The organism is Verrucomicrobiia bacterium (assembly GCA_023953615.1).
In the GTDB taxonomy this organism is placed as follows: Bacteria; Verrucomicrobiota; Verrucomicrobiia; order Limisphaerales; family JADLHS01; genus JADLHS01.
This window is the reverse complement of sequence record JAMLJH010000002.1, coordinates 984,407-1,006,860: the sequence shown is the minus strand read 5'-3', so window position 1 is coordinate 1,006,860 and position 22,454 is coordinate 984,407. Positions and strand designations below refer to the sequence as shown.

General features: G+C 57.4%; 13 protein-coding genes. 7 read left to right on the top strand and 6 right to left on the bottom strand.

The annotated features are described in order from the left end of the window. Window positions 1-65 precede the first annotated feature (65 nt). Window positions 66-1,628: a D-aminoacylase gene (locus tag M9920_14575; GenBank protein MCO5053506.1), complete on the top strand. Its 1,563-nt coding sequence runs from the start codon at window positions 66-68 to the stop codon at window positions 1,626-1,628. A gap of 27 nt (window positions 1,629-1,655) precedes the next feature. On the opposite strand, the gene M9920_14570 is transcribed toward M9920_14575, so the two are convergent. Then, entirely contained in the window at window positions 1,656-3,638 is a 1,983-nt protein-coding gene (locus tag M9920_14570; GenBank protein MCO5053505.1) for a hypothetical protein, read from the bottom strand. Between the two features lie 285 nt (window positions 3,639-3,923). Between M9920_14570 and lysS the strand changes: the two genes are divergently transcribed. Then, window positions 3,924-5,567 (top strand): lysine--tRNA ligase, encoded by a 1,644-nt coding sequence (gene lysS / locus M9920_14565; GenBank protein ID MCO5053504.1) that lies wholly within the window; start codon window positions 3,924-3,926, stop codon window positions 5,565-5,567. 257 nt (window positions 5,568-5,824) lie between these two features. Next, entirely contained in the window at window positions 5,825-6,829 is a 1,005-nt protein-coding gene (locus M9920_14560) for an NF038122 family metalloprotease (GenBank protein MCO5053503.1), read from the top strand. Here the strand turns inward: M9920_14560 and M9920_14555 are convergent. Continuing rightward, window positions 6,823-8,097: a glutamate-5-semialdehyde dehydrogenase gene (locus M9920_14555; protein MCO5053502.1), complete on the bottom strand. Its 1,275-nt coding sequence runs from the start codon at window positions 8,095-8,097 to the stop codon at window positions 6,823-6,825. The genes M9920_14560 and M9920_14555 overlap by 7 nt on opposite strands. A gap of 166 nt (window positions 8,098-8,263) precedes the next feature. Here M9920_14555 and M9920_14550 point away from each other — a divergent pair, with 166 nt between their 5' ends. After that, window positions 8,264-8,638: a rhodanese-like domain-containing protein gene (locus M9920_14550; protein MCO5053501.1), complete on the top strand. Its 375-nt coding sequence runs from the start codon at window positions 8,264-8,266 to the stop codon at window positions 8,636-8,638. A gap of 241 nt (window positions 8,639-8,879) precedes the next feature. Here M9920_14550 and M9920_14545 read toward each other — a convergent pair whose 3' ends face one another. The 3 genes from M9920_14545 to M9920_14535 form a co-directional block, all read right to left on the bottom strand. Further along, window positions 8,880-9,725, bottom strand: coding sequence for a hypothetical protein (locus M9920_14545; GenBank protein MCO5053500.1), 846 nt, complete (start codon window positions 9,723-9,725; stop codon window positions 8,880-8,882). 133 nt (window positions 9,726-9,858) lie between these two features. Further along, the gene (locus M9920_14540) at window positions 9,859-11,505 is read right to left on the bottom strand and encodes an aminotransferase class V-fold PLP-dependent enzyme (GenBank protein ID MCO5053499.1); all 1,647 of its coding nucleotides are present in this window, start codon (window positions 11,503-11,505) and stop codon (window positions 9,859-9,861) included. After that, window positions 11,502-12,113 carry a glycerol-3-phosphate acyltransferase gene (locus M9920_14535; GenBank protein ID MCO5053498.1) on the bottom strand — a complete coding sequence of 204 codons (612 nt, stop codon included), beginning with the start codon at window positions 12,111-12,113 and terminating at the stop codon, window positions 11,502-11,504. The genes M9920_14540 and M9920_14535 overlap by 4 nt, the downstream gene beginning before the upstream one ends. A gap of 341 nt (window positions 12,114-12,454) precedes the next feature. Between M9920_14535 and M9920_14530 the strand changes: the two genes are divergently transcribed. Both M9920_14530 and M9920_14525 read left to right on the top strand, forming a co-directional pair. Beyond that, window positions 12,455-15,481 (top strand): class I tRNA ligase family protein, encoded by a 3,027-nt coding sequence (locus M9920_14530; protein ID MCO5053497.1) that lies wholly within the window; start codon window positions 12,455-12,457, stop codon window positions 15,479-15,481. Between the two features lie 360 nt (window positions 15,482-15,841). Continuing rightward, a complete protein-coding gene (locus M9920_14525; protein MCO5053496.1) occupies window positions 15,842-18,760 on the top strand; it encodes an immunoglobulin domain-containing protein in 2,919 nt (972 codons plus the stop codon). 60 nt (window positions 18,761-18,820) lie between these two features. On the opposite strand, the gene miaB is transcribed toward M9920_14525, so the two are convergent. After that, on the bottom strand, window positions 18,821-20,221 hold the full coding sequence (gene miaB / locus M9920_14520) for a tRNA (N6-isopentenyl adenosine(37)-C2)-methylthiotransferase MiaB (GenBank protein ID MCO5053495.1): 1,401 nt from the start codon (window positions 20,219-20,221) through the stop codon (window positions 18,821-18,823). A 140-nt stretch (window positions 20,222-20,361) separates the two neighbouring features. On the opposite strand from miaB, the gene M9920_14515 reads away from it, so the two are divergent. Continuing rightward, window positions 20,362-22,428, top strand: a complete 2,067-nt coding sequence (locus M9920_14515; protein ID MCO5053494.1) for a SpoIIE family protein phosphatase — start codon at window positions 20,362-20,364, stop codon at window positions 22,426-22,428. Window positions 22,429-22,454 lie beyond the last annotated feature (26 nt).

Here is a 22,454-nt window from a genome sequence, read left to right as displayed (position 1 = left end):
GCTTTCACGCGTTAACAAGTATTGGTTTGACTTCCACTCGCCAACGATGGTGCCATAATTGCGTCATGAATAAGTTCCTCGCCGGGTTTCTCTTCCTTGCTCTCCCCATCCTCGCCGTCGCCGAATATGACTGCGTGATTCGTGGCGGACGGATCGTTGATGGTACCGGCGGCCCGGCGTATTTCGCGGACCTCGCCGTGAAGGACGGGCGCATCGTTCAAATTGGCCGGATCACGGAAAGTGGCCGGCAGGAGATCAATGCCGCCGGGATGATCGTCGCGCCCGGATTCATTGACGTCCACACCCATGCGGATGAAGTCGCCGACATGCCCCGGGCCGAAAATTTTCTGCGCATGGGCGTGACCACGTTGGTGGTCGGAAACTGCGGCGACTCCGCGCTGGAGGTCGGCGAGTTTTTTGCCGCGATCGCGCGTAATGGCGTCGCCCCCAATGTTTGCACATTGATCGGCCACAACACCGTTCGTAAAAAGGCCATGGGCGGGAATTTTGATCGCCCGCCCACCGCGGCGGAACTGGCGAAAATGAAGGATTACGTCGAGCAGGCCATGCGGAACGGCGCGGTGGGTTTGTCCACCGGCTTGATCTATCTCCCCGGCACGTTTTCGAAACCGGAGGAAATTGTCGAACTGGCCAAAGTCATCGCGCCTTACGACGGCATCTACGCGAGCCACATGCGACACGAGGGAGTCGAGATTCGGTCCGCCTTGGACGAGGTGTTCCGGGTCGCGCGCGAAGCCAAAGTCCGCGCGGAAGTGTCACACCTCAAATTGAGCGGCGAAAAAGCGTGGGGACGCGCTGACGAAATCATCGCTTATATCGAAGCGGCCCGCGCCAGCGGTCTCGACATCACGGACGACCAGTACGCGTACACCGCTTCCTCCACCACGATGCGCCAGTTGATTCCTGATGACGCCTTCGACGGCGGACAACAGCGGTTTCTCGCGCTGCTGAAGAATCCGGACGAAAAGGCCGCGTTGGTAAAGCAAATGAAACGCAGGATTACTGCTCGCGGCCGCCAGGACTATGCATACGCAGTCATCGCGTCGTACCGGCATGATCCGTCGCTCAATGGCCTCAACATCGTGGAAGCGGCGAAGAAACTTCGCGGCAACGATTCGCTGGACGACCAGATTGAAACGATTTTGGAAATCCAGGAGCACGGCAGTGCGAGCGGCGTCTTTCACGGCATGAATGAGGAGGACCTGCAAAAATTCATGAAGTATCCCAACACCATGGTCGCCAGTGACAGCGGCATCCGCGAATTCGGGAAAGGCGTGCCGCATCCGCGCGGCTACGGCAATAACGCCCGCGTGCTGGCTCGTTACGTTCGCGAACTGAAGGTGCTCCGACTCGAGGAGGCCATCCGCAAAATGACCAGCCTCCCCGCGACGACGTTTCGCCTGAAAAATCGTGGTTTGTTAAAGGAAGGATTTTGGGCCGACATCACAATCTTCGACCCACAAAAAGTGAACGACCCCGCGACCTTCAATGACCCGCATCATTACGCCACGGGAATTCCGCTGGTGCTGGTCAACGGAGTGACCGTTATCGCGAATGGAGAGCATACCGGCGCCAGGCCAGGACTGGGATTGAAGCGGCAGGATTAAGCGCCGCCAGCCGCGACCCATCCGCAATCACGGCAAGCGGATAACCCGATAAAATTGCGCGTCCACGGTTGCGGGCGCGGTCCAGGTCGTCTGCACCTGCGTCGCGGTCAATTCGCCCGCCACGACGTTCCAAGCGCTCAGGTCTGGACTGGCCTCGACGCGAAAAGCGCGTCCCATCAACGCGGGCCAGGTCAAGGTGACCGTATGCGCGTTGACGCTGAGCGAAACCGCCAGCGGTGGATCAGGATAACGAAAGACCGTCACCACCGGTAAATGATCGGAGGCGACCAAGTCGTCGTCATGGTTCAGCTCGGGCGGCAAAGGCAGCGGCAGCAGATCCGTGCGAAACACCTGACTGCCGACGATGTTCGACGCAAGCAACCCGTTCGGCAGAACGTAGTCAAAGCGCGCGTCCAATGAGCCTTGAATGGAATGGGTGAATCGGGTCAGCGCAAACGGGTTCAACGGCGTGGTCAAAGTCAGGCGGGAATTATTGGTGAGCCGCTGGATCGCCTGCAAATTCTGACTCATCGGCAAATCAATATCCTCATTCAAATCGCCCGTGAGCAAATAGGCGTGGAATCCATTGGTGGGAAGAAATATCGTCGCGAAGAAATTGGAAATGGCGCTGCACTCGGCGGCGCGGCGTCTTTGGCTGTCGGCGTCTGCCGCCGATTTCAAATGCGTGGTGAAAACGTGCAACGGCTCGGTCGCTCCCGGCACCAAAATCTCCGTTTCAAACAAATCCCGCGTGAAGGTGCCTTCGTAGCCGTAGTTCGTCAGACTCGCGCCAGCCAGCCACGAATTGCTGCTCACGAAGGGAAAGCGGCTGATGACGCCACTCCGCAACACTCCATCCGTGCCCGGGCTGACCGCCAGGTAATGCGTCGGGAAGAACGCGGCCATCCAGTTCGTCATTTCAAACCGCGAACCGTTCGGAATCTCATTGAGCGTGATGATATCCGGCTGGAGATAACGCAATTGCCGCGCGATAGCCTGGACTTGCGGAGCGTTGGTCGTCCAGTCCGAGGCGAAGTTTCCCTTCACATTGTAATGAACCACGGTCAACGTCCCACTGGCGTTGGGCGGAATGATGGTCAGCAACGCCTCCAGGCTGTTGGTGGCTCCGCCCGGGTTGGCGACGGTGACGCTGTAGCGGCCCGCGTGATTGGTCGCCACCGACGCCAGCAGCAAGGTGCTGTTCGTGGCGTCGGAAATGATGAGATCGTCAAAGTGCCACTGATACTGCAACGGCGCGCTACCGACCGCTTCCGCGCTGAAAACCGCGACGCCGCCAACAATTGCCGCGACGCTCACCGGCTGACGAACGAACGTCGGCGGAATGGAGTTCGGCCCCGTGTACACGTCGGCAAAACTCGTCCCAATGCGCAACGAGCTTAACGCCAGGCCACCAATGCCGCTATCCTCTCGCAAGGCGAAGGAAGTAATCGTCGTGTTACTGACGGCATCCGTGGCGGTGACGGATGGAGCCATTTCCGAATCCGGTTCAACCCATAGCGTGGCGACGCTCGTATTCACCACGTAGCGCAGATACAGGCGATAATCCGTGTTCAACTGCAAATCAGCAGGCGCGATGGCGCTTGGTGTATTGCTGCCATTGGCAATCCCGATCCGAAATTTTCCGACCGGCGCATCCGCTCTGAGGGCGAACAATTTGGCGCGAAAGAGAGTGCCTCCGCCTTTAAGATGGGCAAAGTATCCTCCGTTCAGTGTCGGCAGGGTGGAAAAATTGACGGTGCAACCCACGTAGAGAATCGTGTCGTCCGAAGCCGGATACGGTTGCCCGCCCACCAGCGTGTTCACGTCCTCCGAATCGGCGCTCTGCAGTAACACGGCGGCGTTCGTGACCATGATTTGGCCACTCGTCCCACCATGAGTGTTCCACGATCCATCACTGACGATGGCAATCGGACCATTGGGATAATCAAACTCCTCGCTTAACAAGACCGCCGCGCGTACGGACGTCGTCCCCAACGTCAGCAACAGCATGAGCCACAACTTCGCCCCGATACACCCCCAACGACTTGAACAACTTTTCTTCAATACAACTTTCCACCGGACCGGGCTGTTTCCCTGGCACGCTCCAGTCTCAAATCTGGAGGCCCGCCCTACCCCGAAACTCCATTATGCCTGAAGTTCAGCTATCTTCATTCCATTTTTTCAACTTTGTGCCCGCTGCCGCCGCAAAGTTGATATTTTCGCCCGACGCTTTCGCCCGACCTGATTCCCTGCTTGGTTTTCAGGTGAAGTTCAGGTTCTATTAGCAACGGCATGATGGATGATACGAATTCGCTGATTGAACAACGCCGCGCCAAGTTGGAGGCTCTGAGAGCCAAAGGAATTGATCCGTTTAAGAACAAATTTACGCCCGATCACCAGTGCAAAGAAACCCGCGATGGTTTTGAATCGGGACAATTCCCGGAAGGCTATCGGGTCGCGGTGGCGGGACGCATCACCGCGCATCGTGAAATGGGCAAATCCATGTTCATTGACGTGCGCGATCAATCCGGCCGCATCCAGGTTTACGCGCAGAAAAATGTCTTGGGCGACGAACATTGGCACACGTTCACACATCTTGACTTGGGCGATTTCATCGGCGTGACCGGCACGCTGTTCCGCACCAAGACTGGCGAGCCAAGCATCAAACTCGGCGGCGTACCGGCTGCGCCCGCGCAGCCTTCGGGAGAAGCGGTTACGCCCTCGCAACCATCCGGCGACGAGGCGTCGCCGCCACCGCCATTCGTCATTCTCGCCAAAGCCCTGCGTCCGCCACCTGCGAAATGGCACGGTTTGGAAGACACGGAAATCCGCTATCGCCAGCGCTATCTGGATTTGATCGCGAATCCCGACGTGAAGGACGTGTTCCTGAAACGCAGCGCCATCATCCACGAAATCCGCCAGTTCTTTCACAGTCGCGGCTACGTGGAAGTCGAGACGCCCGCGATGCAGGCAATTCCCGGCGGTGCGGCGGCGCAACCGTTCAAGACCTTTCACAACGCACTCGGCTGTGAATTTTATCTGCGCATCGCGATTGAACTGTATCACAAGCGACTGCTCGTGGGCGGCATTGATAAGCTGTTCGAGATCGGCAAGAACTTCCGCAACGAGGGCCTCTCCCGCCGCCACAATCCCGAGTTCACCATGTTGGAAGCGTATCAGGCGTTCGGCGATTACGCGACGATGATGGAACTGGTGCAATCGCTTATTTGTCATGTAGCGCAGAAAGTTTTGGGAACGCTGGTGATCAAACACGAGAAAATATCTCCAGCACGGACTGTTGTGGCCGCGGCCACTGAAAGCGGGAAAACAGCCGAGGATGTAGTGAACATTCTCCCTTCGTCCGATTTAGAGAAACGTGATGAGAAGGTAATTGACCTTACCCCTCCATGGAAGCGCGCCAAATACAAAGACCTCGTCCGCGCCGTCGCGGGCAATGATTGGTTCGAGGTCACGCCGGAGGAACGCCGTCGCCGCGCCATCGAAGACTTGAAGCTGGAAGGTGACATCGCCAAAGGCTACGAAGATTTTGAAGTGACCGGCGCGGTGTTCGAGAAGCTGATCGAACCAACTTTGATTCAACCAACCTTTGTAACACACTTGCCGAAAGAGCTTGTGCCGCTGGCGAAACTCTCTCCTGACGATCCAACCACGGTTGAAGTTTTCGAGTGCTGCATCAACGGACAAGAGATTTCACCTGGCTACACGGAACAGAACGATCCCATCCAGCAACGCACCACGCTGGAACATCAAGCCGGCGGCGAACAACAAAAGCTCGACGAAGATTTCCTCGTCGCGCTCGAACATGGGATGCCGCCGGCGGGCGGTATTGGTATCGGCATTGACCGACTTTGCATGATGTTGCTCGGACAGGAAAGCATCCGGGACGTCATCCTGTTCCCGCAATTGAAGCCGAAATAACCCATTGGAGTAGAGCTTGGCTTGTCCCTATCCCGCTCTCAACCGGCGAGCGCCAAAACTTAATCCCAACCTGACCGCCGCGGAGCCCGCGCGTTGAAATCGGCATGATCGAAGACCATACGACGATGAGCCTGCGGCATTTTGTGCGCACCGCCATTGGCAAATTGCAGCCCTCAAATTAGCCAAAAGTTTCCGTTGTCGCGGCGGTCCTTTTCCATCAGACTTTTGGCGTTCCGTCAAACCCGGGATTTAGTCGTATGCTCCAATCGTGGTCACACCGTGGTGTACTGGCGATGCTCATCGCTGGCGGATTGCTGCCCTCGGCGCGCGGCAATGTCGTGTTCAATCTCATTCACGATTCGGACCTGCCGCAGGTGGTGTTGGACGGTTTCACCAGTGCGGCCAATCGCTGGTCTGCACTCCTGGCCAACGACATCACCCTCAACATCGAAATCGGTTATAGTTCGCTTGGCAGTCAGGTCGTGGCGCAAACCGGCAGCGAGTTTCGGGAGTATTCTTATGCGGAAACGCAAGGCGCGCTGGCCACTGCGCACGCGGCGACCCCAGCGGCCACGCCGGTCACGAGCTATACCCGTTTGATCAATCACACCAGCAACAACCCCAACGGCGTCAACAGCGCCATTCCTTATCTGGATACGATGGATCGCGTGGGGCTGACGACGGCCAACGCCAAAGCGCTGGGGCTGTTAACCGGGGTCACCCTCACGGATGCCACGATTTATTTTAATTCGGACCTGAACTTTGATTTCAACCGCACGGACGGCATCGGGTTCGGCCAGTTTGATTTCATCGGTGCGGCCATGCACGAACTGGGTCACGCGCTGGGTTTCATCAGCGGCGTGGATGACGTGGATCAACTCGGGGGCGTACTGCCGGACTCGGCGTTCAGCTCCAACCTGCTGGATTTGTTCCGTTACTCCGAAGAAAGTTTCTCCCTGAGCGCCACCGATTACACGGCCGATAATCGTCCCAAATACCTGTCTCTGGATGGAGGCGCGACCGCGCTGGCGTTTTTTTCAACCGGCATCACCTACGGCGACGGTTATCAAGCCAGTCACTGGCAGGCGGTCCCCGGTTTCGGCCTCATGGATCCCACGCTCAGTCCGGGCGAACTTATGACGGTGACGGAAGCCGATCTGCAAGCGTTCCACGCCCTCGGTTATACGCTCGTGCCCGAACCCAGCGTGATGGGATTGTTGTTACTGGCCGGCGTGTGGTTGCGTCGGGGTCGGCGTCAGTAACGAATCTGACCGCTTCCCAAGCCGAGCCATTTGTAACTGGTCAACTCCTCCAAACCCATTGGTCCGCGCGCGCCAATCTTGTCCGTGCTGATACCGATTTCCGCACCCATCCCGAACTCACCGCCGTCCGTGAATCGCGTGGACGCATTCCAATAAACCGTCGCGCTGTCCACCTCGTTCAAGAAACGTTTCGCGTGCGCTTCGTTGCCGGTCACGATGCTGTCCGAGTGCGCCGAGCCGTAATGGTTGATGTGGTCAATCGCCCCTTGCACGCCATCCACCACCCGCACGTTCATGATGTAATCGTTGTATTCGGTGGACCAATCGGATTCCTGGGCGGGCTGCGAAACGCAATGCGCGGGCCGCAACACGTCACCGCTTGCCGCATCCGTGCGCAATTGCACTTTCTGCTCGGCCAGACGCCGGTCAATCCGCGGTAAAAAAACGGTCGCAATACTGCGATCCACCAACAGCGTCTCCGCCGCGTTGCAGACACCGGGACGTTGCGTCTTTGCGTTAAACACAATTTCCTCCGCCATGTTGAGATCGGCATCGGCATCCACGAAGACATGACAGACGCCCTTGTAATGTTTGATGACCGGCACCTTGCTGCACTCGGTCACGGCGCGAATCAGGCCCTCGCCGCCGCGCGGCATGCAAAGGTCCACGTATTGCGTCAACGAGAGCAACGCGGGAATCGCTTCCCGATCCGTGACGGGCACGACCTGAATCGCGTGCTCGGGAAAAGCCGCATGGGTTCGCCGCCCGGCCGCAATCATCGCCGTGGCAATGGCTTGGTTGGAATGTAAGGCCTCCTTGCCGCCGCGCAAAATCGTCGCGTTTCCAGACTTGAAACACAAGCTGGCCGCATCGGCGGTGACGTTCGGGCGCGACTCATAAATAATCACCACCACTCCAATCGGCGTGGAAACTTTTTGCAGTTTCAGACCATTCGGACGCTCGCGTTCGGCTAAAATCCGGCCAACGGGGTCCGGCAACGCCGCCACTTCGCGCAGCCCTTTGGCCATGCCCGCAATGCGTTTGTCGTCCAACCGCAAACGGTCCAACATTGCCTTGGACAAATTGGACTTGGCACCAAAATCCATGTCCAACGCGTTGGCGCGCTTGATGGTCGCGGCGCTCGACTCAATCGCGCCGGCCATGGCGATCAAGATGTTGTTTTTCTCAGTCGTCGAGAGCCGGGCGAGTTCTCGCGAAGCCGCTTTGGCCTGCCGCGCGAGTTGCGTCATTTGCTCAAGCAAAGTCATGACCGCAGCATAGAGCAAATCACTCGGATGAAAAGGCACGAATCCGCAGGTGAGGACTTCAACCACGAATAAACACGCATTGACACGAATTTTGGCAGACGATCCATCTGCGTTCATCCGCGGTTAATTTCGTTGACCGCAATCGTGCCCGGCTTACTTTGCCCGCATGGATCATTCACCCGGTTTTCTCGCCCTCGTCAGCGACGCCAAAAAGCGCGCCACGGAAATCAGCGCTGTCGAAGCCCGCGCCCGGCTCGCGGCCCATCCCACGGTCGTGTTGCTGGATGTGCGCGAAGACCACGAATGGAACGCCGGTCATGCCGCCGCCGCCGCGCATCTGGGCAAGGGAATTTTCGAGCGCGATCTGGAAAAGCTTTATCCCGATAAGAACACGGAAATCATCATGTATTGCGGCGGCGGATTTCGTTCGGCGCTGACCTGCGACGCCGCGCAAAAGATGGGTTACAAAAACGTCGCCTCACTCGTTGGCGGCTACAAAGAAATGGTTGCCACCAACTGGCCGATGAAGAGCGGCGCATGATTTTTCCCAGCCCCGTCAGGGGCGGCATATTTGTAGAACCAGCACAAAAGAATTTTCAAGCTCCGTTAGGAGCGACACAACATGCCGCTCCTAACGGAGCTTGAGCAAACAACTACGCCGTAACTACAAATATACCGCGCCTACGGCGCTGCCAATGGCGTTGGCACCCGACCCGCAGTTCCGAAGGAACGTCCGGCAATAGCCCGGCGTTGAAACGCCGGGCTATTTTCAAACGTCAACCTCACTTGGTAGCTTGCTGGAGAGAAGCGAGTTTGTCTTGAAGTTCATTCATTCTTGTCTCTGCTGCTTCTATTTTAGCCACAAGCGCAGCGTAATTTTTCGTCTGTGCATCAGTGTCGAATATCACGCCACCTTTGACCGAATCCCATTCCCATTGTCCCCATGTTTTTTCCAACAGTTTTAACAATTTCAGCATCGCGTCGCATTTGTGCAGTTCGGCGTCACGCATTGTAATGATTGTTGGATTCAGTTTTTCCGTACGATCCAGAAACCCTTTGAGAACCTCTTGTCGCGCTGTTTCAGAGAGAACGTGCCGACTCACCTCGTACTTGTAAATCGCGGTTGAGTTTTTGCTGAAATCGCGCAGTTCCCGAGACGCAATAATGAAATCCTGAATGGTTTCAATTCGATTCCCAATCTCACCCACATCGGTTATCCCGGCCATATCAAGAATCACCGGATTGGTCAACGCCGCCCCGGCCAATTGATATTTCTTTCGGATTTCATTCAGTTGCCATTGGAATCGCTTGCCAATGCGTTTCGCCATTTCGACATCATAAGCCTGCCCTTCTCCAAACTTTGCGCGAATAGACGCAGCCTCTTCTCTCATCTGCTGTTTATCCACAGCCTGAAATTTGGCGTAGAAAAAGGCTGTCACAAACAACCCCAATACTGACAACGCACTAAAGAAACTGTGAAATCCAGCCAGTATCCAATACTTCCCAAGCGACTCATGATGCCCGAATTTTTTCGCACGCGTTAAAGCGACAAACCCAAGCACCGCACTGAGAAGCCAGCAGCAAGATACCAATCCCAAGAAAAACACTCCTTTGCGTATTTTCAACAAAGGCGGAAGGTAATCAGGAACGGAAGCACTACCCTACACTGCCAGTGCCCCGGTCGCAAAAAGCGCCAAACTCAGCCATCGGCGCGTTCTTTTAGCCGTTTTCTTTGAAAGCCAGAAAGCGCAACCATTCCAACTAACCGTGAACTTGAACTGCATCCGGCTTGATCCGACACGCTCGATTCAACGCGTTCGTCAGCGCCACCACTTTCTCGTGGGCGATCTCACCCATCAGACAGATTTGAATCCAATTTTTCTCGCGCAGATAGCTGCTGTTGAAACTGAGCAGGAAACCGGATTCCTTCATCAGGCTGCCGACGGTGACGGAATTCAACTCAGGCGGCAGCGCGATGGTGAGAACCGCCGGGGAGGTCCGGGCGGAGCGGCCCACCAGTTGAAAGCCCATTTCCTCCAGTTTGGGACGCAACCAAGCCGAAGTGGCTGCCAGTTCCGCGAAGCGTTTATCCCAGTTCACCCCGCGTACGGCGGCCTGCAAGGCGTGCAGCAAATTGGAGGAGAAGGTAAACGGGATGCCGGCTTCATGGGTGTAGTAACCCAGGTCCAGATACCGCGGCAGCCGTTGCTCCGCTGGCGCGACCGCATGATGGTAAAACACCATCGAGATGCCGGGATACGCTCGCAATCCTTTACCGCTCGTGCCGGACGCCAGGTACACCCCGCTCAAATCCACCGGCATCGTGCCAATGCTGCTGATGCTGTCCAGACACAGTTTGGTGCCGTACGACGCGCATAACTCGCGCAACGCGTCCAGATCGTTGAGCACTCCGGTGGACGTTTCGCAATGCGCACACCACAACCAGCTCGGCGCCGGCAATTGGGAAAGCCGTTCGCGCACCAACGCCAGATCGAACGGCTGCCCCCAGCCGAACTCCAAGGCTTCGAACTTCAATTGGAAGCGACGGGCTTGATCCGCCAGCCGCTCACCAAATTCGCCATTGCTCAGAACCAGTCCCCTTCCCGACAACAAGGAGAGCTGCGCGCCAACCACGTCATTGGCCAGTGTGCCCGAACCCATGAACAGCTCGACCTGGCGGGACTTGACCAAACCACACAGCAATTCCCGGGTTAAACAAAAATCTTGTTTGAAACTTTCCGCGCGATGCGACTCGGGCGCTTGCTCGAAGGCGCGGCGCACTTCACGCCGCACCGTCACGGGGCCGGGCAGAAAATTCACCGCGCTGGGTTGAAATGATTTGGCGGGCGCCGAACGCAGAAACTCGCGCGCGGTCACTTCAAACGTTTCCAACGTCACGTACATCGGTTGGAATTGCGCCTCGCCAGTGCCGACCAACGGACCGAACGGCACAAACCCCAGATGCTGATACAGGCGCATCTGCCGCGTGGTGCCGGAGATGATGGCCAGATCGTAACCGCGTTCCACGCCGTGCTGCCACAACAACGCCAGCAAGCCCGAAAGAATCTGACCGCTCCGTGAACCGCGAAACTTTTTCTCGATGGCCAGCAACCGGATTTCGCAAATCGTCCGCTGGGCGGGTAGATAGCTATCGAGACGTTCCAATTTTTGATCCAGCGAAAATGGACGTTGGCCGCGAACCGCCAGCATCCCGGCCAGCTTCTGACTTTCCAAACAGATCAGGTAAGTATTTTCCGCGTGAAACTTATCCACCAGCCGGTGCGTGGGCGCCGCGTGATGCTGCGGAATTTCTTCCACAAAGGTGCGGTAATTCAGTCGGTGAATCTGCTCAAACTCCCAATCTTCGGTTGCAAATTTGAACACCAGTGGCGTGCGGGAATTATTCATGTCTTGGGAGCGCAGGGTTTATCCGTCAAAGAGCGACGCAGAGAGAGCGCGGGAAACTCTTCCAGAAGATTCTGGCGATGAGCAAAAATCACGACCACCGCAATCGCGGCCAACACGCCGATTTCAAAATGCGCGCTCTGCTGCCAATACCCCACCGCAGGCAGGAGGAGAAACGCCACCAAACTCGCCAGCACGACGCGGCGCGTCACCACCAAGCTCAGCAAAAAAATCGCCGCGTAAATCAAGGCCATCCGGTAATCGAAGCACAACAATCCACCCAAGGATGTCGCCACGCCTTTTCCGCCCCGGAATCCCAGCGTGACCGGCCAGATGTGCCCGACGACCACCCACAACAAGGCGACGGAGGGCATCAGCGGATGATTGGCAAAGAAACGGGCGATTAGCACCGCCAACGCGCCTTTACCAAAATCTCCCAGCAGAGTAATAAAGAAGCCAGTCTTCCCGGTGAAGCGACCCACGTTCCGCGCGCCAATGCTGCCGCTGCCCAAATCGCGAATATCCTGGCCCGTACGCAACCGCACCCAATAATACCCCGTGGCAAATCCACCCAGCAGATAGGCGCCGAGCGCCCACGCCAACGCAGGCATCAAATCAGCACTTCCAAATGGTTGCACCCACGTCATTCGTTTGAAAAGTTCGATTAAGTCGTTCCGATGACCGCGCTAGATTAACCAGACGCAAAATCGAAGTGAAACTAAAAACTTTGCTCCGCCTTCACGCCGCAGCGGGTGAATTTAATCTTTAGACTTTGGCGTTCGCAACATAGACTGCCGACTTTATGGCGAGCCGCCGCAGACAATATCCGTTTCATTTAATCGAACCGAAATGGCAACAGTTTTGGGATCAACAACAAACCTTCCGCGCGTTTAATCCCAGTGACGAAATCCCCGCCAATCATCCGTTCGCACTTCGGCACGGCGCGGATTCCATGTCCCGCGAAAAGGTGGCGAGCTGCCAGGCCCCGCCCAAATTTTACATCCTCGACATGTTCCCCTACCCGTCCGGCGCGGGCTTGCACGTCGGCCATCCGGAGGGTTACACGGCCACGGATATTCTCGCCCGTTACCAACGCGCTCGCGGTCGGCATGTGCTGCACCCCATGGGTTGGGACGCTTTCGGTCTGCCCGCCGAACAATACGCCGTCAAAACCGGCCAGCACCCGCGCAAGACCACCGAGGCGAACATCGCCAACTTCACGCGCCAGATCCAAAGCCTCGGGTTCTGCTACGATTGGTCGCGCGAGGTCAATACAACCGATCCCGATTACTTCCGGTGGACGCAATGGATTTTTCTGAAGCTCTACAACTCGTGGTTCAACCCCGAGACGAACAAGGCCGAACCGATTGAGACGCTGAAGTATCCGGCGGAGTTGGATGTTACATCGTCAAATCGTTCCAACGTTAAAACGACGGACGCCCCGCGCGATGTAACGATGCAACCTTGTAACGATGCAACGACTCTCGAAGAGCGCCGCCGCACGTATCGCGATTCCAAACGCCTTGCCTACGTCAGCGAAGCCCCGGTGAACTGGTGCCCCGAACTCGGCACGGTGCTGGCCAACGAGGAAGTCATTGATGGCAAAAGCGAAGTTGGCGGCTTCCCGGTCATCCGCAAGCCGATGCGCCAATGGATGCTCCGTATCACTGCCTACGCCGAACGTCTGCTCCACGATCTCGACACGATTGACTGGAGCGATTCGCTCAAGGAAATGCAGCGCAACTGGATTGGCCGGAGCGAAGGCGCGGAGGTGGACTTTGCCATTGCCGATTCCCGATTGTCGGTTGCCGCTTTAAAAATTTGCGTGTTCACCACGCGCCCCGACACGTTGTTTGGCGCGACCTACATGGTGCTTTCGCCGGAACACAAACTTGTTCCGCAAATCACGACCGCCGAGCAAAAGAAAGCCGTTGAAGATTACAAGGCTTACGCTGCCGGTAAGTCCGACTTGGAACGCACCGAACTTGCAAAAGAAAAGACCGGCGTGTTCACCGGCGCTTACGCCATCAATCCCGTCAACGGCGAGAAAATTCCCATCTGGATCGCCGACTACGTTTTGGCGAGCTATGGCACCGGCGCCATCATGGCCGTACCCGCGCATGACGATCGGGATTTTGAGTTTGCCACAAAGTTTGCGCTGCCAATCGTCGAAGTCGTGCAGCCCACCGAAAGCGACGGAGCGCGGGCGGTCTCCGCCCGCAGCGCCTCCGACACCGCCGCGACTCACGAACCTCCAAAATCTACCGACCTCGGCGATGCGCTGCGACCGGGGACCGGTCGCGCTCCAACCAAAACCGCCGCGACTCACGAACCCCCGAGATCCACCGGCCCCGACGATGCGCTGCGACCGGAGACCGGTCGCGCTCCAACCAAAACCGCCGCAACTCACGAACCTCCGAAATCCACCGGCCTCGGCGATGCGCTGCGACCGGGGACCGGTCGCGCTCCGGCCAAACCGTTTTGCGAACCAGGCGTCGCCATCAATTCGGCCAATGCCGAAGTTTCTCTCAATGGCCTGTCCACCCCCGAAGCCAAAACGAAAATCTCCGCGTGGCTCGAAGCCAAAGATCTCGGCAAAAAGACCATCAACTACAAACTCCGCGACTGGCTCTTCAGCCGCCAGCGTTATTGGGGCGAACCGTTCCCCATCGTTTGGAAAAAGGACGCCTCCGGAAATCTTTATCACGAGGCCTTGCCGGAAAGCGCGTTGCCCGTGCTGCCGCCCACGCTGGAAGATTACAAACCCACTGCCGACGGCCAGCCGCCGCTCGCCCGCGCCAAAGATTGGGTCAATCTCCCCGACGGTTCGACACATGAAACCAACACCATGCCGCAATGGGCGGGGTCGTGCTGGTATTACCTCCGTTATCTCGACGCGAAAAATGCGAACGCCTTTGTCAGTAAGGAAGCCGAGGCGTATTGGATGGGAAGCGTTACAGCGTCAAATCGTGAAAGCGTTACAACGAGTAGCGCGTCCGCCGATGTAACGATGCAACCTTGTAACGATTCAACGAAACCCGGCGTTGACCTCTACGTCGGCGGCACGGAACACGCCGTGTTGCACCTGCTCTACGCGCGTTTCTGGCACAAGGTTTTGTTCGACCTCGGCTACGTCTCCACGCCCGAACCCTTTTACAAGTTGGTGAATCAGGGACTTATCCTTGGCGAAGACGGTCAGAAAATGTCCAAGTCGCGCGGCAACGTGGTGAATCCGGACGATATTCTCAAGGAATACGGCGCGGACGCTTTTCGCCTCTATGAAATGTTCATGGGGCCGTTACAGGATTCCAAACCGTGGAGCACCAAGGGCGTCGAAGGCGTCTATCGTTTCCTCGGTCGCGTCTGGCGCTTGTTCGTGGACGAAAAAGCCGAGACGGCGTTTGAACAAGCGGAGACGGTCGCCACCGAGGCGCAGCGGCACGAAGAATTGCTGGATTTGATTTTGCTCGATGGCGCGATCACCGACATCGCCCCGACTCCCGCGCAATTGAAAACGCTGCACGCGTGCATCAAGAAAGTCACCGAAGACCTCGACGCGATGCGTTTCAACACCGCAATCTCCGCCCTGATGGTCTTCATCAACGAAGCCCACAACTGGCCGACCAAACCGCTGGTCGCACTAAAAACCTTTCTCCAATTGCTCGCACCGTTCGCACCGCACCTGACCGAGGAACTGTGGGTGCGCCTGCACTCGACCTTTGGGCAACGCGCCCCGTCGCTCAGCTATGCGCCCTGGCCAGCGTTTGATCCCGCGCGGCTCGTTGAATCCGAAATCGAAATCCCGGTGCAGGTGAATGGCAAGCTGCGCGCGGTCATCACAATTGCCGCAAATGCCGAGAGCGCCGCGGTTGAAGCCGCCGCCAAAGCCTCCGAGAAGGTGCAACCCTTTCTGGCGGGCAAAACGATCAAAAAGGTCATTGTCGTCCCCAAGAAAATGGTGAACCTGATAGTCGGTTGAAGTTGAGCAAGTTTCCAGCGGCGGGGGATGCACCTCCAGCCGGCAAATAATTCAGGGAAAATAATTCGCGCTTGAAATTTCGAGCGGTTGCGGTGCATTAGTTAATCACAAATTCGCATAATCAGATTGCGCCTGAAGACGAAATATAAGCTGGTGGTGATGGTGCTTCTGCTGGGAGGGATCGGACTGTTCCTGCACCAGCGCTCCACCAATCCACACCCATCGCATCAACCGATCGCGCCCGTGGTTGCAACGAGTCAGCCGGGCCAAACTACCCACCGCGTTACTCCCGCAAAGTCCGCCGCTTCGCGTTCGGTTCAGCGTTGGTTGCCAACTCGGGAAACTCTCTGGGATCAACCAATGGTTGAACCGGCCTTCGCCGAATTCAAAGCGTGGACGCAACGGTACTTCGTCGCCGCGCCAGAACAGCGTCCCGGTTTACTGCCGGAAGGCGTCCAACTGGCCGCGACCCGGCGCATCGCTTTGAAAGCGTTGATCAAACAAGCTCCGGAGCGCGCATTGCAACTCGCGGTCCCCGCCGGTGTGCGCGCCCAGTTACCTACCGAAGTGATTGAGCTATTCGAGGAGAACATCAGCGCGCGGGGAACGCTGGCGGTGTTGGGTGCGTTGGCCGAGCCTGGCCACGAAACGGAAATTGAACCCACGTTTCGCATCGCAACCATCGGTGAACGGGAATATCAAACTTACACGTACGGCGAGCGTTTTGGCGTACCAACGCGCCAGCACATCGCGCTGAACGGCATTGCGGTGGATAATTTCTTCGCGTTGAGTGAAGATGCGCTGCGCATTCTGGACGCAGACGAAACGGCTCAGGCGCTGGCCGCAAATCCCGACCCGCTTTGCGCCATCACCGGACAGTCGGCGGCGGCGAACCAAGCGGAACTGGCGGCCGAACTCGAGGGTGAAATTGTTTTCTTCTGCCGACCGGAACACGCCAGCCAACAAAACGAAAGCATCGTGGCGGCGGATGGCGGTCCGCCTTCACCGGATGGCGGCGATCCATCGGCTACCGCCTGGACTGAAGGCGAGAAAAAGCTCCTGTTCATTCGTGTGGACTTTCCGGATTTGGAAGGAGTCAATTTGAGCGATGGCGGCGTCACCAATCTGGTCAACAACTTGAACAAGTTTTATCGGGAAATGTCATACGGCCGCGCCAGCTTTGCTTCGAATGGTTTCGGTTCGGATTACACCCCCGTCTTTCGGATGGAGCATCCGGCCGCCTATTACGGGACGAACAATTATTACAACCAGCTACGGACGGAAGCGCGCGCGGCGGCCACGGCAGCGGGCTACGCGTTGACCAATTTTAATTTTGACATCATCTGCATGGGCGCAGTGCCGGGATTCAGTTGGTCCGGCTTGGCGTATGTGGGCGGTGCCGGGGCGTGGTTGCGAAATAATTTCAGCACGGGGGTCGCCGGGCACGAACTGGGACACAACTTCGGACTTAACCACGCCAACTTCTGGAACACCAGCGGCGCCAGCATCATCGGACCGGGAACGAGCACGGAGTATGGCGATAGTTTCGACACGATGGGCGCGGCCAGTGCGGGCAACAATCATTTCAACGCGCGCTATAAACATTATCTAAACTGGCTCACCACGAATGAAGTGCTCACCGTCAGCACCAGCGGCACGTATCGGGTCTATTGCCATGATAATCCGAACGCGACCGGTCTGCGCGGGTTGAAGATCATCAAAAACAGCAGCACGAATTACTGGGTGGAATTTCGGCAGAAATTTACCAGCAACAAATGGCTGATGAGCGGCGCCGGGTTGCGTTGGGCTCAAAATGGCAATCAGAAAAGCCAACTGCTCGATACCACGCCCGGCTCGCCCGACGGCAAAAGCGACTCGGCGCTGGGGCTCGGACGCACTTTCTCGGACTTCGACGCTGGCATCCACATCACCACCATCGGTAAAGGCGGCACCTCACCTGAATCGTTGGACGTGGTGATTAACCTGGGCGCTTTCCCGATGAATCACGCGCCGCAACTCAACCTGACCGCGAGCGCCACGGAACTGGACTTGAACGAGACGGCCAGTTTCAGCGCCAGCGCGACGGATCCCGACGACGACACTCTGGCTTACTATTGGGACTTCGGCGACGGAACCTTCGGCACCAACAGCCCGATCGCCGCGAAAAATTGGAATACGAAAGGTGATTATCTGGTCCGCTGCGTGGTCAGCGATATGAAAGGCGGCTCGACCAGCCGCTGGGTCACCGTGCGAGTCGGCGCGCCGACCACATTCCGCATTTCCGGCCAGATCAATTGCGATGGAAACCCACTGGCCGACGTGCGGGTTTACGTCTCCAGCACACGCATGGGCTACACCGATGCGGACGGAAATTATGCGATCCCCGGTCTGCCGGCGGGAGCTTATACCGTCGCGGCCAGCCGTTATGATTATGCGTTCACGCAGGCGAACTTCACGAATCCTGTAAGCGTGGGGCCGGACGCGGAGGCCATTGATTTTCTGGCGAGCGAGATCACGTATCCGCCCACCATTGGAAGTCAGCCGCTTAGTCAAACTGTGGCGGTGGGTTCGACCGTAACCTTCAATGTCGTGGCCAACGGTACGCCCCCCTTCTCTTATCAATGGCGCTTCAACGGCACCAATTGGCTCGGTGGCGATGGCGCCAGTCTGATTCTCTCCGAGGTGCAAACCAATCAGGCGGGTAGTTACACCGTCACCGTGTCCAATGCGTACGGCAGTGTGATCAGTGCCGCGGCGACGCTGACCATCGGCGAACCGCCGGTGATTCTCGCGTCGCCAGTAAGTCAACGGGTGCTTGAAGGTAGTGACGTGACCTTCACGGTTGAAGCCGTCGGATCACCCGTGCTGCTGTATCAATGGCAACACAATGGCTCGAATGTCTATTCCAAACCGACCCTCGGAGGCTCGAACGGCGACCGCGAAGGCAGCAACATCTTCACCCGCACGAATGTTGAACCGTTGCACGCCGGAAATTATTCCGTCGTGGTCAGCAGCCGCTTTGGGCAGGCCACCAGCGCGACCGCCCTCCTCACCGTATCCGTGCGCCCACAACTTTCCCTGCCGCAACTTGCGAATGGTCAGATGCGCCTACAACTCAGCGGCACTCCCGGCGACCGTTATGTCATTGAGAGTTCCACCAACTTCCTGAACTGGGATGCCCTGGCCACAGTGACCAATCTCACCGGTCAGGTTTGGTATCTGGACCCGGAAAATGAAATCCGTCCGGAGAAATTTTATCGTGGAAAATTATTGCCGTAACCTCCGCCCTTAAAGCGGGGTGGCGTGCTTACGAAAGCTGCTGCGACCGTTCTCCCCCGACTACAAGCCGATGATGGCTGGATCGCCGTAAAGCGTGAAATTGCCCGTGCGAACAATCCGCACGTCCATCAATTGCCCGCGATGGCGCTCGCTGCCGTCGAACAGAACGAGCTTGTTGCACGGCGTGCGCCCCATCATGCGCGCCTGGTTGCGGCGACTCGGCCCTTCCACCAGAATTTGCACGTTGCGGCCAATAAACGCCTCGTATTTGCGCCGGCCGATTTGATTCACCACCTCCAGCAAACGTGCGTGGCGCGCTTCAATCACTTCCTGCGGCAAGGGATCGGGCATCGTGGCTGCCGGCGTATCCTTGCGCGGCGAATACTTGAAGAGAAACGCATTATCAAATTCAACTTCGCGACACAGCGACACGGTCGCGGCGAAGTCTTCCTCCGTTTCACCGGGAAAGCCCACGATGATGTCGGTGGTCAAACCCAGGTGCGGACACACGGCGCGCAGTTTGCCCACGATCTCAAGGAAACGCTCGCGCGTGTAGCCCCGGTGCATCAATTTGAGCACGCGATCACTGCCGCTCTGCACCGGTAGATGCGCGCTCGCCATCAACTTGGGCAATTGCCCGTACGCGGCCACCAAATCATCGCCGTAACCTTTGGGATGAGGCGAGGTGAATCGGATTCGTTCCAAACCTTCGATGGCATGAACCGCCTCGATCAGTTGCACAAAAGCGCTTTTATCCGAGTGCGGATCGAATCCCGGCGCGGCCACCTGCCCGTTTGCGGTCGCGCTTTGTGCCTTAAACCGTTTGCCATAACTGGTAACGATCTGGCCGAGCAAAGTGATTTCCCTCACCCCTTGCGCAACAAGCTGGCGGCACTCGGCCACAAGGTCCGGAATGGAACGGCTGCGTTCCTCGCCGCGGGTGTAAGGCACGATGCAATAGGTGCAGTATTGATTGCAACCTTGCATGATGCTGACAAAGGCGGTGACGGATTTATGTTTTGCGGTGCCGTTGAGCAAATGCTCTTTCACCGTGGCTTCACTCCCCCGCTCCGTCCCGGTGTCCACGATTTTTTCCCGGCGCCCTTGCAGTAGTTCGTCCAGGTAATCGGCGGTATGATGGAATTTCTGCGTGCCCACCACGAGATCCACGTCCGGCAACCGGTCAATCAACGTCTGACCGCGGCTTTGGGCCATGCACCCCATGAACCCGAAAATCACATCCGGACGCTGACGCCGAATGTTGGCGGTAAGGTTTTCCATCTTGTTGATGGCTTTCTGCTCGGCGTGATCCCGCACGCTGCAAGTATTGAGCAACACGACGTCGGCCTCGAATTCGGAAGCGGCGAGCGTGTAACCCTTGGCCACCAACTGCGCGGCGACGGCTTCGCTATCGCGCTCGTTCATCTGGCAACCATAAGTCTTGATGTAAACACTCGGCATAAGGTTATGCGTCGGACAGCATAGCTGAAAACCCAATCAACTGAAAAGCAGACTTTCCAGATGCGGCGGAGCGTTCCAATGCGCTTGCCGCCGGGCCGCGAGCCTGCCATTTATGGAGGCGGGAGAAATCTCCTCAAAGCATGGTCGGACTGGATTTTCATAACACCGCGATGATCTCGCGACGGCAGGCGTTACGACTCCTGTTGATCGAGCACGATGTGGTCGTGGCCAACACGGTGAGTGGCATGTTGGAGCAGGCGCGCGAAAGCGGCAGCGGCATCGCGGTGGCAACCTCGCTGGCGGCGGCGCTGGATTTGATATCGCGCGAAGAATTTGCCGTCATCCTGCTGGAGCTGTTCATGCCTGATGGCGCCGGCCCGGCCAATCTGACCGTGCTCCAAAAAGTCACGCCGCAAACGCCGATCATCGTGCTGGGCGCGGCGGATGATGACTCGGTGGTGACGGAAGTGGTGCGATCCGGAGCCCAGGATTACCTCGTCAAAAGCCAATTGACGCTGAGCAATCTGCGGCGCTCGATCCGCTACGCCATCGAGCGGCACGAATCAGAAATGGCGCTGATCGCCCAGGAGGAAAAATATCACAGCATCTTCGATCATCTGGCGGAAGGGATTTTCCAAACCACGCCCGACGGACAATACCTCCTGGCCAACGCGGCGCTGGCGCGAATTTACGGTTACGCCACCCCGGAAGAATTGATGCAAAGCGTCACGGACATTGGCCGGCGCTTGTATGTGGCGCCAGGTCGGCGCGAGCAATTCCAACAGCTCATGCAGCAACGCGACGTCATCGTCGGCTTCACGTCCCAAATCTTTCGCAAGGATGGCAGCATCATCTGGATTTCTGAAAACTGCCGGGCGATCCGCGGCGCGGGCGGTCAGTTGTTGTACTACGAAGGGACCGTGGAGGACATCACCGCCCGGCGACAGGCGGAAGACAGCGTCAAGGAATCCGAAGCGTTATACCACTCGCTGGTGGAAACCATGCCGCAAAATGTGTTTCGCAAAGATTTGCAGGGGCGCTTCACCTTCGCCAATCAGCACTACTGCGATCATTACGGCGTGCCCCTCGAGGCGATCCTCGGCAAAACGGACTTCGACTTCTTTCCGGTGGAATTAGCCCGACAGTACCAGGCGGACGACCGACGCGTAATGGCGACCGGACAAACCTTGAGCATCGTCGAAGAGCACCAACCGCTGGGACAAAACAAGAGTTACGTTCAGGTGGTGAAGACGCCGCTGTACGGCAAGGACCAGACCGTCATTGGCGTGCAGGGAATTTTCTGGGACATCACGGAACAAAAACTGGCGCAGGAACGACTCAACCAGGCCCGGGATGATCTTGCCGCCAGCGAGGAACAATTGCGGCGCAAGAACGAGCAACTGGAAAATGACCTCAAAACCGCGCGCGAAATTCAGTTCGCCATGTTGCCGCAGGAATATCCGGTTTTGCCCCGAGGCGCGACCGCCAAGGACAGCGCGTTCCAATTTACGCATCGCTATCTGCCCAGCGGCACCGTGGGCGGAGACTTCTTCAGCATCACGCCGATCTCCGATCAGGAAGTGGCGGTTTTTCTTTGTGACGTGGCCGGGCACGGCGTGCGTTCGGCGCTGATCACCATGATGATTCGCACGCTGGTGGAAAACCTGCGCCCGCTGGCTCACGATCCGGGGCGGTTCATCACGGAGTTGAACGCGGAACTGTTCGCCATCCTCAAACCGAGCGGCGCTTCCATTTTGACGACCGCCTTTTTTATGGTGGTTCATGCCGCCACCGGTCAGATGCGCTATGTGAACGCCGGACATCCCAAACCGTTTCTGCTGCGTCGCTCCGCCAGACTGGCCGAGGAAATTAAAAACCAAGCCGGAGCGAAAAGTCAGCCGGCGCTCGGACTGTTCGAGCAACATGCGTATCAAAGTTCCGAAATCCAATTGCAACCCGGCGATGCCGTCATGCTGTTCACGGATGGCCTTTACGAGATTCAAGCTTCGGACGACTCGCTCTACTCACGCGAGCGGCTGCTGGCGGCTGCTAAGAAATACCTATCGCTTCCGGTTCACCGCGTCGTCAACGCCCTGTTGCGGGAAACCAAAAAATTCGCCGCGGACGGACACTTTGAAGATGACGTCTGCCTGCTGGCATTGGAATATCGCGACCCTGCCGCAACCCAACGCGATCAGCCACGGTGACGGCTCAGGTGGCGGCAGTTCGAATT

Coding starts and splice junctions, on each gene's coding strand:
- M9920_14575 (MCO5053506.1), top strand. CDS start 66: ATGAATAAGTTCCTCGCCGGGTTTCTCTTCCTTGCTCTCCCCATCCTC.
- M9920_14570 (MCO5053505.1), bottom strand. CDS start 3,638: ATGCTGTTGCTGACGTTGGGGACGACGTCCGTACGCGCGGCGGTCTTG.
- lysS (MCO5053504.1), top strand. CDS start 3,924: ATGGATGATACGAATTCGCTGATTGAACAACGCCGCGCCAAGTTGGAG.
- M9920_14560 (MCO5053503.1), top strand. CDS start 5,825: ATGCTCCAATCGTGGTCACACCGTGGTGTACTGGCGATGCTCATCGCT.
- M9920_14555 (MCO5053502.1), bottom strand. CDS start 8,097: ATGACTTTGCTTGAGCAAATGACGCAACTCGCGCGGCAGGCCAAAGCG.
- M9920_14550 (MCO5053501.1), top strand. CDS start 8,264: ATGGATCATTCACCCGGTTTTCTCGCCCTCGTCAGCGACGCCAAAAAG.
- M9920_14540 (MCO5053499.1), bottom strand. CDS start 11,505: ATGAATAATTCCCGCACGCCACTGGTGTTCAAATTTGCAACCGAAGAT.
- M9920_14535 (MCO5053498.1), bottom strand. CDS start 12,113: ATGCCTGCGTTGGCGTGGGCGCTCGGCGCCTATCTGCTGGGTGGATTT.
- M9920_14530 (MCO5053497.1), top strand. CDS start 12,455: ATGTCCCGCGAAAAGGTGGCGAGCTGCCAGGCCCCGCCCAAATTTTAC.
- M9920_14525 (MCO5053496.1), top strand. CDS start 15,842: ATGGTTGAACCGGCCTTCGCCGAATTCAAAGCGTGGACGCAACGGTAC.
- miaB (MCO5053495.1), bottom strand. CDS start 20,221: ATGCCGAGTGTTTACATCAAGACTTATGGTTGCCAGATGAACGAGCGC.
- M9920_14515 (MCO5053494.1), top strand. CDS start 20,362: ATGGTCGGACTGGATTTTCATAACACCGCGATGATCTCGCGACGGCAG.